Here is a 14,919-nt window from a genome sequence, read left to right as displayed (position 1 = left end):
TGTGAGGCATGACTCAAGCGTTCCAGGGGTTGATAGTTTCAATTCCTGCGAATTCGAAATCTCTGGTATTTCGAGTTGCAACCAGCGCCCCATGAGTCCGACAAATAGCGGCAATTTGCGCATCGGCCATACCGGCAGCCCTTCCCCTGGCCTCACATGACGCAACGAGGGTTGCATACTCAAGCGCTGCATGGGCATCAAAGGGCAGAATCCTGCCGGCAAAATCCTCTTCGAACATTGCCATTGCATGGGATTCAAGCTTTTGCCTGCGTTTGCCAAAGGGTAGCCGGGCGATGCCATGAAGAATCTCCGCTACCGTAATAGCGCAAATGACCAGATCCATCGCCAACCAGCAGTAACCTCTCGACCGTCCCTGCGGTCAACCAACCCGCACAACGCATCGACATTTCGTACATATCTTCCCTTTCAGTCCTACCCTCTTTTTCTGCACGCTCCTGTACGGTTTTCCCCTGGATAAGCACCTTCAGTGCGAACAGGAGATGGACCACACATGGACGCAAGCAACGACTCGCTGTTGCACAGACTCGTCGCCTTTCCCAACGGCGAGGACACCGTAAAAGCCAGCTTCAGAACCGCCATGCAGCGCATGGGCTTGAAGTCGGTCTTCGACATCGTGCGCATGGGCAAGGCGCCATTCGCCCTTGTATTCGTCAAGTATTGCGACGTGGATGCCGGACAGGTCTATGAGAACGCTGCCAGCTATGCCAGGCAAATCAGCCGCCTGTACCAGGAACATCGCGTCTCGTCCGGGAAGGATGCCCAGCGACGTGTCCGACGCAGCCTGGGTTCGGACTCGACGTCAGCGTCCGCCGGTTATCAGGCACTCTTTGAAGAAAATTGGGATCAGTTCTGCAACGAAGGCGATATCGGCGCAATCGATTCGCCCGTGGCGTATCTGCGGGCTCTGTATCTGTTTGCCAGGCAACTGGAGCAGCTACCGGCGGTGCCGGCGCAATCCGCCAGGATCACTCTGGAGGAGCGACGCCCAGACCTCAAGAAGCTGACCCTCGATCAACAGAGTGCCTTCGCTACGCGTCCGATGCTCGACCTCATCAATGACACCCTGCGCAGCAACATCGAGACGTACCTGACAGATGAAGGCAAGGGCAGGACAGTCCAGCAGGCGCTGGCCAGCGAGCGCTATCCCTTTTCGCTGCCCTACAACCTGCACCATCACCAGTGTCTGCTCGGGTTGGGGGCAGGCAAACCCGCACTGGGCGAGCTGAACTATCGGATCAGCCTGCAATTGCCGTTTTCACCAGGCAACTCAACCTACGGCAGCCTAACGACGTCCCACCTCGACGCGCAAATACTGCTGTCCGGACTCAGTCCGGAACAACAGAACCTGCTGCTCGCGCCAATTGCGTCGATCTCCAAGTCAGATCCACTGAAGAAGAGCTACGGTACCCGAAACATAACGAACCTGGGCCAGCTGGGGTTTTTCAAGGAGCGCACCGGGCTGACGACGGAGCAGGTGGAACAGCTGCTGGCGCAAGGCAGCTACAGCCCTCGGTCCTCAATCAATAGCCCAGACGCCAGGCAGACCGGCTATGGCGCCAGCTACATCAATGGGCCGGAACAGACTTCCGTCCTGAGTATTGCAACCCAAGGGGAGATGCGGGTCTTCACCCACCACTCCCATGAGCGTTTCGACCGTATCCAGCGAATGATCCGCCTGCATCGCTGGACCGGTATCCCCGTTGCCGAACTGGATACGCTGATCGTCAATGCCCAGCGCTCCGAAGGGACTGACGCACTCAACGCCAACACGTTGCGCACACTTGGCGTCTATCGCTACCTGAATCAACGCCATGGCATTGCTCCTGAAGAGTTTGCCTCTTTGCTGCACGACATGCCGGTTGATGCTTGCGGCGACCGCATGCCGTTGTTCGATCAAGTGTTCAATCGCACCCGACTGCTTGAAAGCCCCGTGTGGGAGCTCCCCCTGAGCCCAATGACCGCCACGGACCGGCAGACCCTCAGCTACCTGAGCGCAGGTCTCGGACTTCCCATGACCCAGGATTCGCTGCTGTTGCTTGTGGGACAGAGCGAGAAATACCTGGGCTCGCCGAAACACGACTTGCCCACAGTCTCTTCTCTCTACCGCCAGGCCCGTATCGCCCGGACGCTGGGCCTGTCGCCTCTCGAATGCACCGAGCTGGCCCGGTTATTGGGAGGGGACGACTTCTGCAAGGCACTGGTAACCGGACGATTGCAAACCTCGGAATCCGCAGGGGCGGACATTCTCGACGTGTTGATGGCACTGGATTGGGCCGTCGGCTGGCTCAGGCAAAACGAGCTTGATGTACTGCAGTGGTGTCGCCTGTTCGATGAACCGGAAACGAGCTTGCCACTCAATCAGAATCTGGAAACACGCCTGGCGAAACTGCAAGCGGACGCCAACCACGACCCACAGCATCTGATTGAAACCCTGCTGCATGACGTTACCGACCTTGGCGCCGAATACGTCCCTTGCGTCATGCAGCTGGCTGGCACCGATGCGCTGGCGGTCGTCGCCGCGACCAAGGCTGCCCCGGGCATCATGCCCCCTGTGCTGGCAACAGTACTGCGCACCGCCGAGGCTTGCCAGCGTCTGCACTTGGGCAGCAGCACGCTGAAAGCCTTGATGGAGAACCCGACATGGCTTGCCTCGAACACCTCCAAAACCCTCACACCCCATACGCTGTATCTGCTCGAGCGCTTCAGTCATTGCGCCCGTCATCAGGCGCAGTCGGAAGAGAACCTGCTGCACTACCTGCAAGTTGCCAATCAGGACGGGCGGCACTCGGAAAAAGAGATCAATAACCTGCTGGCCAACCTCCTGAACTGGAGCACCGAGGACGTGAGTCGTCTGACGGCGCAGTTGGAGCCAGCACAGGCGAAATCAATGGAAGCGGTGGATTGGATCATGCGCTGCCAGGCGTGCTGCGTCAGCACAGGACTGTCGGCAGACCTGTTGCTCCAGGCAACCTCACTGAAAACCCAAAGTCCCGTATCGGACTGGAAAGCCGTTGGCGCAGCACTGATCGCGGCCTGCCATTGACCGGCGCCCCGCTTCAACATTCAAGGATTGAACATGACCGTTGCCATTAAGAAGCAGCTCGATGAAAGCCTGCGCGATGCGCTGCTGGCGCTTTACCTGAACAAGGTCGCGCCTGACCGGGACAGGATGAAACCCTACAAGATCAAGACCGCCCGGGACCTCTACGAATATTGGCTGCTCGACGTACTGGTCAGCCAGGACGTGCCTACCACACCCGTGGCCTGCGCCATTGCCAGCCTGCAGCAGTACATCAACCGCATCCTGATGCACCTGGAGCCCGGCTACGACCCCACCAGTATCACCGCCGAGCTTCGGCAAACGTGGCGCGACGAGATGCATCAATACCCCACCTGGGCGGCTCATCAAAAACTGCTCCACTTTCCTGCGACGTATCTCGATCCGGCCCTGCGAACCCAAAAAAGCGACAACTTCCGGCAACTGGAAAACACCCTCAGCCAGAACCAGATCCAACCCGATGCCGTTCAATCGGCGATCATGGCTTACCTGGCGCGCTTCGAAGAAGTCGCCAACCTGAATATCCTCAATGGCTACATCGACGGCGAAGACTTCGCCAACAGCACCTACTATTTCATTGCCAAGTCCCGAACCGAAAACAGTTACTTCTGGCGTTCGCTGGACATGGCCCAGCGCCCACTCGATGGCGCGCCGCCACAACCGCCGGCCACCGCGCCCAAACTGGACCAGCCAGATCCATACGCCTGGTCGGACTGGGAAAAAGCCGACGTGCCCATTCCCGAGCATGCGGCCGAACACTCGGTGCGACCGGTCTGGTTCAACAATCGCCTGTTCGTGATCTGGGCCGAATGCATCCATCAGGATCCCTCTGCCTCGAGCAGTTCGCCTTCGGATGCCGATACCCATCCACCGGACCAGAGTCACCCGTTATTGCGTTTGAGTTACTGCTTCAAGAAACAGGATGGCAGCTGGAGCACGCCGCGGGTGGGGTTGCAAGGTTATTGCGAGGACAAGACGCTTGGCAGAAAGGATGTCGGCGCGATCAAGGCATTGATCAGCACGGTGGCCGTGTGTCAGCGCGACGCAGTGTTTTTCGCCTTGTGTGTGTATGAGCCCAAGACAGAGTCGGCCATCAAGACCGGCAACCACCTGGCTTTCATCAAGATGACTTGCATCGATAAGAACCTCACCCCTGCGCCGGGCAGCTCAGACACCTTTACTATCGGGAGCGCCCTCCTGGGCGTTGCCGCACAGCGTATTCAATCAGCGCCCTCCACAGACGTCGAACTAATAGAAACCGACCTGCCCAGCGACATGGCGCCTACCATGTCGAATTTCGAAGGCGCCTATCGCGATGGGATCCGCATCACCGACGTCAAGAACGGGCCCACATTCACGCTGCGCATGACTGCAACCATCAACCTTACCGGCCTGGGATCCGCAGGCAATGGTTATATATCGCGCAACTCAATGCGTCTAAGAGTCTCTAACGCCCCCAGTAAATCTCCTCACGCTCTCAGCTTTTTGGTATTTCCTGCCCAAAGCCTACCGCAAACGCCTTACATGAAGCTTCATGGAGGGTCATTCCTTCGTTTCCAAAGGGCCCCGTTCAATTTCGACAAAAGCGTCAACGTTTTCTTCACAGACACAGCCGATACGCTTAGAGACATTGAACACTCGCCCGGTATCAGGCTATCCCCGGATACCAATCTTGAAGAGAAATTCATTTCCACAGAAGCCGTTAGGCAACTGATCAAGGTGAGTCGGCAAACGAATGACAGCTCCGAGAACTCGGGAACAGAAAAAATAGTCCTGAAAGCTGAGGGCTCCGAGTCGCTTGAAGTGGATAGGATCACCGTTTTCCGTGACGAACCGTTAGACAAGCAATATGTCGTCTTTCGGCAACCAGCCGTTTCAGGAAGCCGGCCGCTGACCTATAAAGACCTGGTCGTCATGGCAGAGTCCATTCCCTCGGAGCATCTGGCGGAGTCCTTTGAGTTCACGTGGCCCTGCCCTGATCTCGGCAACGACGACGCCACCGTCTTTTTGGGTGTGGCATTCGTCCATCCCGTCGAACCGGCAACGAAGATCTATTCCGTTCTCAAGGCTTTCAGGCTGAAACGCCCTGAGAAGCGCAGGCAACCTCCAACCATTACCCACGTCACGACACCCGGCTTGGGAACCACCCAATTCATCGATTTCACCCAGTCCGCGATCAAAAACAGCGACGCCTCCAACCAACCTCGCTCGCCAATCAGATTGAACACCGTATTCGCCGCCGAGCTGATCCGTCGCACCGAGAACAGCCTGGATGAACTGTTCGACTGGACGACCCAGCACCTGCCGGAACCCTCGATCCCCGGCGACTCGGCCAACGCGATGGATTTTCACGGTGCCTATGGCCGTTACTTCACCGAACTGTTCCTCCATGTGCCATGGCTGGTCGCCCATCGCTTGAATGTCGAACATCAGTACGAGGAAGCCGAGCGCTGGCTGCGCTACACCTTCGATCCGGGTCGCAACAACGACGAATGCTGGAGGAGCGTGCCGCTGATCGATAACAGCATGCCGTCATACGCCAATCAGGCACCCCATGATCCGCACCAGATTGCCCTCAGTCATCCCGTGCACTTCTGCAAGGCGCTGTACTTCCTGTACCTGGACATCCTCATCAACCGAGGCGATGCCGCGTTCCGCGCAATGACGCCTGACGGTCTCAGCGAAGCCAAGCTCTGGTACGTGCGGGTGCTCGACCTGCTGGGCCCACGCCCGGTCGCTCGACTGGCGGCCCCTTGGACGGCGGTCAGCCTGCAGAAGTTGGTCGATACCCCCGATGACGGCCTGCGCACCTTTGAATACTCGGTGACCCGCTTGACCGACGACCGCGCACTGGTCCTTCACGAAAGCAGCTCGCGCTCGACCCTGCCGGCTATCGATAGCCCGTACCTGCATCTGCCATTCAATCCGCAGTTGCTCAGGTGCTGGGACATGGCCGAAAGTCGCCTGCATAACCTGCGGCATAACCTCGACATCGCCGGCAAGCCGCTGCATCCGCCGGTCATCGCGGCGCCGCTGGACCCTCGCGCCCTCCTCGGCACCAATGCCCTGAGCCTCTCGGACAGCTCCTCGACAGGCCTGCCGAGCGTCGCCATTCCCCACTATCGCTTCACCGTCATGCACAACCACGCCCAGTACGCCGTGGAGAGCCTCAGCCAGTTCGGCACCCTGCTGCTGTCGCTGATCGAGCGCAAGGAACAGACCCAGTTGCAGGAGTTGCAACAACAGCAAGCCTGGGATCTGGCAAAAATCTCTCTGGACTTGCAACGCCAGGCCTTGAACATCGACCGTCAAAACCGCCAGGCGCTGCTGGCCAGCCAGGCCATTGTTCAAAACCGCAGTACCCATTACAAAAAACTGCTGGACGATGACCTGAGTGACACCGAAACAAAGGCCAGTTACTTCTACGTGGCCAGCGGCACCTTGGAAGCCGGTGCAATGGCCTGCCAAATCGCGGCGGCGGGGCTGATGATGGCGCCGAACATGGCTGGACTCTGCATTGGCGGCAGCCGTTGGGAAGGCCCGGCGCTCGCAGCCTCTGCCGCCGCCCATAGCGCCGCGATTATCAGCCGTACGGTAGCGGCCCAACTCGACCGTCAGGCCATATTCGATCGCCGTCGGGATGAATGGCATCACGCCTACGATCAATCACAACTCGAACTGGCCCAGATCGACGCACAACTGGCGCATTTCGCCGAACAGGAAACCGCCACCCGCCTGCAATTGCGCCTGGCGGAAGCGACCCTGGGCCAGGCCAAGGCCAACTACGACTTCCTCGTCAAGCGCTTCACCAAAGCGCAACTGTACCAATGGCTGAATAGTCAATTGGCCGTGCTCTATCGCCAGGCCTACGACGCGACACTGAGCCTGTGCCTGGCCGCCGAAGCCTGTTGGCAGTATGAGACCGCCGACTTCAACAGCCGCTTCATTCAACCGGGGGCATGGCATACGACCTATCGAGGGCTCGGCGCGGGCGAGTTGCTGAAGCTGAACCTGCTGAACATGCACGCCGGGTACCTGCAACGTCACGAGAGGGAGCTGGAGATCCACAAAACGATATCGCTGCGACAGTTGAAGGGTAAAACCACCACCAGCCTTAATAAAGAATGGTCGCAGATGCATACCGAGCTGAAGAAAGGAGGATGTGAGTTCGAGCTGACCCATCAGTTATTCGAAGACGATTACAAGGGCCAGCAACACTACCTGCGGCGCATCAAGACCATCAGCGTGACCTTGCCGGCCGTCGTCGGCCCTTATGAAAACATTCGGGCCACGCTGACCCAGACCGCCAGCACGGTGTTCCTGTCGCCAGGTGATCGAGGCAAGGCCATGGAAAGCCGCCGCGCCAACCAGCAGATAGCCCTTTCGACAGGCATCGACGACAACGGTCTGTTTACCCTGAGCTTCAACGATGAACGCTACCTGCCCTTCGAATACACCGGCGCCATTTCCAAATGGCAGCTGACCTTCCCGAACCCCGAGGCGCAAAAAGACCTGCTTGAATCGCTGACCGACATCATCGTGCACGTGAGCTATACGGCCCGGGTCGGCGGAGGTGTGCAATGAGTGAACAATCCCCGTTGCCGGTCACCGCGCCGTCACTGCCCAAGGGCGGTGGCGCCATTCAAAGCATCGGCAAAGGATGGAACCCCATCGGCGCCCACGGTACGGCCTCCTATGAAATTGCCTTGCCCATTTCACCGGGGCGCGGCTTTGCGCCGCCCTTGTCCCTGAACTATGCCAGCTCGCTCGGCAACGGTGTGTTCGGCATCGGCTGGGGGCTGTCATTACCCAGCGTGGCGCGACGTACCAGCAAAGGTGTACCGGCCTTTACCGAAGATGACGAAATCGTCGGCCCCACCGGAGTGATATGGCTACCCGAGCGTGATTCGCAAGACGTCACCGTCTCGACACGCGTCGACCATTACAACGATCTGGACCTGGGCTCGGCCTACACCGTCACCCGACACTTTCCCAGAACCGAAAGCCGCTTCGACCGCATTGAACATTGGTCCTCGCAAGGTGATGAAGCAGGCTTCTGGCTGGTGCACGGTGCCGACGGCAGCCTTCACCTGTTTGGAAAAGACCCGGCATCGCGTCGGGCCGATCCCCAGGATACGAGCCGTGTCGGCGAATGGCTGCTGGAGGAGAGCCTGAACGCCCACGGCGAACACATTCTTTACCGATATAAATCAGACACCACCGCACAGCGCTATTTGAGCCAGGTCAGCTATGGCAACTTCAAGGCCGACGCGCATCTCTACTCATGGACAGCGGATCGGCTCGCGGCTGTGCAATGGCACTTCGAACTGGTGTTCGACTACGGCGAGCGGACGACTGCCTACACCGAAAAACCGCTGTATGAAGGCCGGCAGTGGCACGTCCGTAGCGACCCATTTTCCAACTTCGCCTACGGTTTTGAGTTACGCACCGAACGACTGTGCCGCCAGGTCCTGATGTTTCACCGTTTCCCCGACGAACTGGGTGCGGGCCCCGTCCTGGTGCGGCGCCTGCTGCTTGATTATCGTCAGACGCCGTTGGGCTACCAGCATTTGAGCGCCGCCCACGACCAGGCGTTCGGCGAAGGTGAAGCGGTCGAACGCCGCCCTCCCGTCGAGTTCAGCTACAGCACTTTCAAGCTCGCGCCTGAGCCCCTCGCCTGGCGGCGTTTCCCGGACATGCCGGGGCTCAACGACAGCCACACCTATCAACTGGTGGATTTGTACGGTGAAGGCCTGCCGGGCGTGCTCCATCGAAACGAAAAAGGCTGGCATTACCGCGAACCCGTGCGCGCCAGGGCCAAAGGCAACGAAGTGGCCTACGCGCCGTGGCGAACGCTCCCCAACATCCCGGTAGCCGATACGGCAACATCGGTGCACCAGGCATTGAGCGATCTCACGGGGGACGGTCGTCTGGACTGGCTCGTCGCCCGGCCGCAAGTGAGCGGCTTCTTCTCCCTCGATGCCGATCGAAGTTGGTCGGACTTCGCCACGTTCGATGCATTTGCCCCGGAGTTTTTCAGTCCTCAAGGACAGTTGGCCGATCTGATGGGCGACGGACTCGGCGATCTGGCATTGATCGGCCCGCGCAGCGTTCGCCTGTACGCCAACCAACGAACGTACGGTTTTTCGCCGCCATTCGAGGTCCCCCGAGAGGAGCATGAAGACGCCCTGCCCGTATTTACCGGCTCTCCCGGCGAGCTGGTGGCTTTCAGCGATGTACTGGGCAGCGGCCAGCAGCATCTGGTGCGCATTCGTCATGACGAAGTGAAGTGCTGGCCAAACCTCGGCCGCGGGCATTTCGGCCAGGGCAGGACACTGGACTTCCCCGGGCTTGCCTACGAAAGCTTCGACGTCTCGCGTATTCGCCTGGCGGACCTGGATGGTTCCGGTGCCGTCGACCTGATCTACCTGCAAGCGGATCAGGCACTGATCTTCATGAACCGCTGCGGCCAGGGCTTCGCTCCCGCCGTTGCGCTGCCCTGGCCGGAAGAGCTGCGCTACGATCCGTTGTGCCAAGTGAGCGTCGCTGACCTGCACGGGCTCGGCTGTTCCAGCCTGATCCTGAGCTCGCCGTACATGAGGTCGCAACATTGGCACTATGACTTCGTCAGCGCTAAACCGTATCTGCTCACCGGCACCAACAACAACATGGGAGCCGACCATCGCATCGACTACCGCAGCTCGGCGCAGGAATGGCTGGATGAAAAATTGGAGAGAGCAGCAGCCGGCAAGCCCCTCACCTGTCGCCTGCCCTTGGCCCTGCACCTGGTATGCCGTCAAACCCAACGGGATGAAACGACCGGCAATCAACTGACCCAGGAGTTCTCCTATCGCCTGGGTTATTACGACGGCATCGAGCGGGAATTTCGGGGTTTCGGTCTGCTGTTGCAAACCGACACTGAAACAAGCCCAGGCGATACCGACGCAAAGAGTTTCACGGCAACCTGCCTGAAAAAAAACTGGTTTCACACCGGGCGAAAAACGGATCCGCCACGCAACGGCTATAGCCGCGCAGACAAAGAAGCCGTGGTGCTGGGCAAGACACTGCTTTGCCAATACCCGCCTGAGTCGCAGAGCGACCGGATCATCGCCTCGCCAGACGCAACGACCGATCTGGAAATGGCCCGCGCCTTGTCGGGTCGCTTGCTGCGAAGCGAGGTCTTCGGCATCGATAGACACCTGAAAACCACCTGTTTGTACTCGGTCCAGGAAAACCGCTATGGGCTCCGTCTACTGAAAGCACCCGACAGCGCTCGGCGCCATGCCCGAATGCTGCCGCTGCTGCTGGAGACCATCACCTACCAGTACGAGGGCATTACCGATGACCCGCAATGCCAGCACACCTTGAACCTGCAACACGATCTGTGCGGTGCGCTGACCCACAGCGTGGACATCCATTACGCCCGCCGAAAAACCGCCAGCGATACACCGCCGTTCAGCGACGCCGACCAGCAGCAGTGGTGGCGCGACGCTCATGATCCGGCACAGCAGCTCTACCACCTAAGCGAAACCCACGCCGAGTTCATCCATCTGCAAGCCCCTCAGCAATGGCGATTGGGCCTGCCTTATCGCCAGCGCACCCAGGCATGGCAATGCCCCAAGGCACCTGAAGACGGGGGGCTGTCGCCACAGGACCTGTCTTTTGAAACACTCAACGAACGGGTAAAGCAGACCGCCTGGAAAACCCAAGCCGTGCTGACCGGCCTCTCCGTGCAGCGCTACAAAGACGCGTCGAGCGGGGCAACCCTGCCCGATGGCGTCGCGGATCTGCAGGCCCTGGCCGATCATCTGGAACGCGCCGAGCTGGATGAAACAGCGTTGGACGTCTTTCGGTTACTGCCAGAGGACAACCGCCCCAAAGAAAAAGAGCTGGAACAAATGGGTTATCACCCAATGACCGATTTTCTTCCCGCGCCGCAACCAGCGAGAAAGCTCTGGTCAGTCAAAAGCGGCTTCGCGACCTACGCTCCGCTGGAAGGCTTCTACAAAGTCAACGCCGTACAGCCGAGCCAAAGCCACGGAGTCTCCGAAATCGGCTATGACAAGTACGCCTGTTTCGTCACCGCCTTCAAACTTCCCGATGGCTGTACCACCCAGGCCACTTACGACTATCGCTCGCTCCAGCCCCTGCGCATCGTCGATCCCAACGGTAACGTACAGGAAGGCCTGTTTGATGCTTTCGGCCAGGTACTGGCCACGTCCTTTTATGGTGACGAACACAACACCCGCGTGGGCTTCAAACCGCTCGCGCAGTTCAAACAGCCTTCGTTCAAGCGTCTGGCAGAAGTGGTCAGCCAGGCAAAGAACGCTGTGCAGGGTGCCGCGACGGCCCTCTATTACGCGCCCTTCAGCTGGATGGGTAACGTATCGAAGGCAGCATTGGCAGACACCGACTGGCTGACCCGTTGCGTGGCCAAGGGTGACCTGCTTCCCAGCGGACATATCTGCGCCTCGGCCCGAACCAGGCTGCCGGCTCTCCAAGCATTGTCGGCCGATGAGCTGAAGCTGAAAGACGAACTCGAGGCTTCGACACATGAGCCCGTGCAGGTCGCGACCCTGGTCGCCGATCGTTATCCCGACGATGAGCAGCAACAAATCCGCATCGCCATCACCAGTTTCGATGGCTTTGGTCGAACGTTGCAAAGCAAGCATCGCGTCGAGTCAGGCATGGCTTATGTTGTCGACGCCAAGGGTAACCTGGCACTGACGGATGGAAGACCAAAAGAGCAGATCGCCACGGTCCGCTGGCGTGTCAGCGAGCGGGTGGAATACAACAGCAAGGGACTGGCAATCCGCATCTATCGTCCCTATTTTGCCGATCGGCACTGCCACATCAACGATGTGTCCCTGCGCCAGTCCGGGCATTTCGACCAGCAGTTCTACGACCCTCTCGGACGCCCCGCCCACAGGCTTCTCGCCAGGCAAAATGGCCTCTGCTACATGCGCCGTCACACACGCCATCCCTGGTACACCGTGGATGAAGACGAGAACGACACGCTGCAGGAGGTCATGTCGACCACCGGGAGTGAAGCATGAGCGCCCGTCTTCACCACAGGACACCCACGATCAACGTCATCGACAACCGTGGCCTGCCCGTGCGACAGGTGGCTTATTACCGACGCAACGCGGACGAGCAAAGCCAGGCGCGCATTACCCGATACCGCAACGACGAGGCCGGACGACGGGTGGAGCAATGGGACGCCCGGCTGTTCATCAGCGCCCCCGCGCCCAACCTGCGAACCGTCCACAGCCTGTCCGGCAAGACCCTACTGGTGGACAGCGTCGACGCCGGGTGGCGCTTGAGCCTGCCGGGCGATGCCGGGCAGTTACTGCACAGTTGGGATCAACGGGGAAATCATCGGCGGACGACCTTCGACAGCCAATTGCGGCCGACCGTCCTGCGCGAGCAAACGCCAGGACAGAATCCGCGCAGGGTCGAATGCCTGCGCTACGGGGACAGTTCGCCGACGTCTGCCGCGCACAACCTGTGCGGTGCCGTGGTTCGTCACGATGACAGCGCGGGCACCCTGCTGACCCATGGCTATGCGCTCTGCGCCACACCTCTGCGCCAGACAAGGCATATGCGGGCCGACGCTGGACCAGCCGACTGGCCAACGGAGGAAAAGGACCGTGACCTGCTGCTGGAAAAAGGCGACGGCCATACCACGAGCTGGCGCTACGACGCACTCGCGCAGATCATCCAGCAGTCCGATGCTGCCCAGCACCAACGGCGGTACGCGTTCGACCTCGCAGGCCAACTCCGCTCCGTGAGCCTGAAGACCAGAGACGCCGCCATCGAACAAACCATCGTCAGCCACCTCACCTACAACGCGTTCGGCCAGCTCGAAACCCAGACAGCCGGCAACGGCGTCATGAGTCGCGCCGTATTCGACCCTGCCAATGGGCGCCTGACCGCCCTTCGCGTGTCGCTGTCCGCCAGGATCTTGCAGGATCTGCGCTACACCTACGACCCGGTGGGTAACGTGACGCATATCGAGGACAAGGCCCAACCGGCGCGGTTCGGCAGTAACCAGCGGGTCGAAGCCAACAGCGCATTCACCTACGACAGCCTTTATCAATTGACCAGCGCGACCGGGCGTGAAACTGCGGGCCTGGCGCCTACGACCCTCGATCTACCGATCGACGCCAATCAGTTGTTCAACTACACCGAGCACTACGAATACGATGCCGGCGGCAACCTGACCGAACTGCGCCATGTTCGCGACCGCAACAACTACACCCGGACATTGAACGTCAGCGCCACGAGCAATCGCCTTCTGTCGTGGAACACGGGCCACTCGGCGGCCGATGTCAGGGTGGACGTCGATGCCCATGGCAACCAGCAGGCGCTGTCACCGGGTCAGGCACTGGCCTGGAACACCCGCAACCAACTCGACAGCGTGGTGCTGGTCCAGCGCGATAACGCGCCCAATGACGTTGAACGCTATCACTACGACAACACCGGCCAACGGGTGCGCAAGGTCCGGACAACCCACACCGCGGCAATCACCCACACCCGTGAAGCCCGTTATCTGCCAGGGCTGGAAATCCACAGCCGCCATAACGAACGCCTGGAAGTCATCACCCTGCAAGCCGGTCGCTTCAACGTGCGCTATCTGCACTGGACCGAAGGTCGACCGTCCGGTATCGCCGCCAACCAGATGCGCTACAACCTTGGCGACCACCTGGGCTCCAGTTCACTGGAACTCGACGACCAGGGCCACCTGATCAGCCAGGAAAGCTACCTGCCCTATGGTGGTACCGCTTGGCTGGCGTCCCGTTCGGCCGTGGAAGCCGACTACCGGACCATTCGCTACTCCGGAAAGGAGCGCGATGCCAGCGGGCTGTACTACTACGGGCAACGGTACTACGCGCCGTGGTTGCAACGCTGGATCAGCCCCGACCCGGCGGGGGCGGTGGATGGGTTGAACCTGTATTGCATGGTGGGGAACAATCCGCTCAGGTTTGTCGATCATCAGGGATGGCTGAAGGATGACGTGGTCGAATCGGTGAAGCGCGATGGTCATGCCCGTTCCGTGACGATGATGCAGGATCCACTGGCAAGGAGAGCTGCCAGGGCTGACCGAGATGACTCCGCTCCCGGACTCGCCCTCAGCCCCACCCCCAGCTTCAGCAAGACAAAGCGCAAGGACTTGGTTGTCCACTCATTTGGCGTGGTCAAGGATCGCACGGAAGGTAAGCACAGGAGCCTCTATGAGTCCTACAATCTGCCCGGCCCCAAATCCGGTCCGACGGGATACCGTGGCGTAGACAGCAGCTACGATGGCAGCGCGAAAAGCGAGCACTTCTACCTGAATTTCGGCAGCTACAAGATCGGGAATACCAGCGAATACCTGGCAGACCTGGCCGAACGATACAGCGCGACGAAAAATGACCCGGTTCATAAACTCGAACTGGATCCTGAGATGCTCAAGCGCGAGCCAACGCTGAGTCGAACCATCGACACCATTTCCGACCTCCAGCAACACACCCAGCATCTCATTGCGACGCATATCGAGGAATCCAACGCAATCATTCCTGTGCGCACCGGGGGACCGGGAGCTCATGGCGAAGTCCGGGTGTTGAACACCGTCGTCGCGCTCTACCCGGGCCAAGCTGAAAGAGTGCTTTCGGATACGTACCTGTTTACCGAAAAATTGACCGGCGTGACCGAACCGGAAGCTTTCATTGCCTGTTTCAACTGCAGCGGCATTATCCCGGAAAGCGTCAATATCGAGACGGGGCGCCACCCCAGGAATTATCAGGCGTACAACGCCCATATCCTCGCGCTCACTCGACCTTAGCGCGTGGGCTATTCAA

4 protein-coding genes and 1 pseudogene are annotated in these 14,919 nt (G+C 59.6%); 4 read left to right on the top strand and 1 reads right to left on the bottom strand.

The genetic code is table 11. From position 1 onward, the window contains the following. Nucleotides 1-13 precede the first annotated feature (13 nt). Nucleotides 14-346 (bottom strand): annotated as a pseudogene (locus PCOSP_RS03485) (PIN domain-containing protein); the annotation flags it as partial. Nucleotides 347-511: 165 nt separating this feature from the next. Between PCOSP_RS03485 and PCOSP_RS03480 the strand changes: the two are divergent. Genes PCOSP_RS03480 through PCOSP_RS03465 form a run of 4 tightly spaced genes read left to right on the top strand, consistent with a single transcriptional unit; the run spans nucleotide 512 to nucleotide 14,903 of the window. Continuing rightward, nucleotides 512-3,064 (top strand): Tc toxin subunit A, encoded by a 2,553-nt coding sequence (locus PCOSP_RS03480; protein ID WP_464710320.1) that lies wholly within the window; start codon nucleotides 512-514, stop codon nucleotides 3,062-3,064. A gap of 33 nt (nucleotides 3,065-3,097) precedes the next feature. Further along, nucleotides 3,098-7,663 (top strand): Tc toxin subunit A-related protein, encoded by a 4,566-nt coding sequence (locus PCOSP_RS03475; RefSeq protein WP_464710318.1) that lies wholly within the window; start codon nucleotides 3,098-3,100, stop codon nucleotides 7,661-7,663. Then, nucleotides 7,660-12,135, top strand: a complete 4,476-nt coding sequence (locus PCOSP_RS03470; RefSeq protein WP_464710317.1) for a SpvB/TcaC N-terminal domain-containing protein — start codon at nucleotides 7,660-7,662, stop codon at nucleotides 12,133-12,135. Before PCOSP_RS03475 ends, PCOSP_RS03470 begins: the two co-directional genes overlap by 4 nt. After that, on the top strand, nucleotides 12,132-14,903 hold the full coding sequence (locus PCOSP_RS03465) for an RHS repeat-associated core domain-containing protein (protein ID WP_464710315.1): 2,772 nt from the start codon (nucleotides 12,132-12,134) through the stop codon (nucleotides 14,901-14,903). Before PCOSP_RS03470 ends, PCOSP_RS03465 begins: the two co-directional genes overlap by 4 nt. The last annotated feature ends 16 nt before the right edge of the window (nucleotides 14,904-14,919 follow it).

Source organism: Pseudomonas sp. MAFF 730105 (genome assembly GCF_055380705.1).
The sequence above is the reverse complement of the archived record's forward strand: the minus strand, read 5'-3'. Positions and strand labels throughout refer to the sequence as shown.

Bases quoted from the DNA above. Each gene is read 5' to 3' on its own strand.
- PCOSP_RS03480 (WP_464710320.1), top strand. From the start codon at position 512: ATGGACGCAAGCAACGACTCGCTGTTGCACAGACTCGTCGCCTTTCCC.
- PCOSP_RS03475 (WP_464710318.1), top strand. From the start codon at position 3,098: ATGACCGTTGCCATTAAGAAGCAGCTCGATGAAAGCCTGCGCGATGCG.
- PCOSP_RS03470 (WP_464710317.1), top strand. From the start codon at position 7,660: ATGAGTGAACAATCCCCGTTGCCGGTCACCGCGCCGTCACTGCCCAAG.
- PCOSP_RS03465 (WP_464710315.1), top strand. From the start codon at position 12,132: ATGAGCGCCCGTCTTCACCACAGGACACCCACGATCAACGTCATCGAC.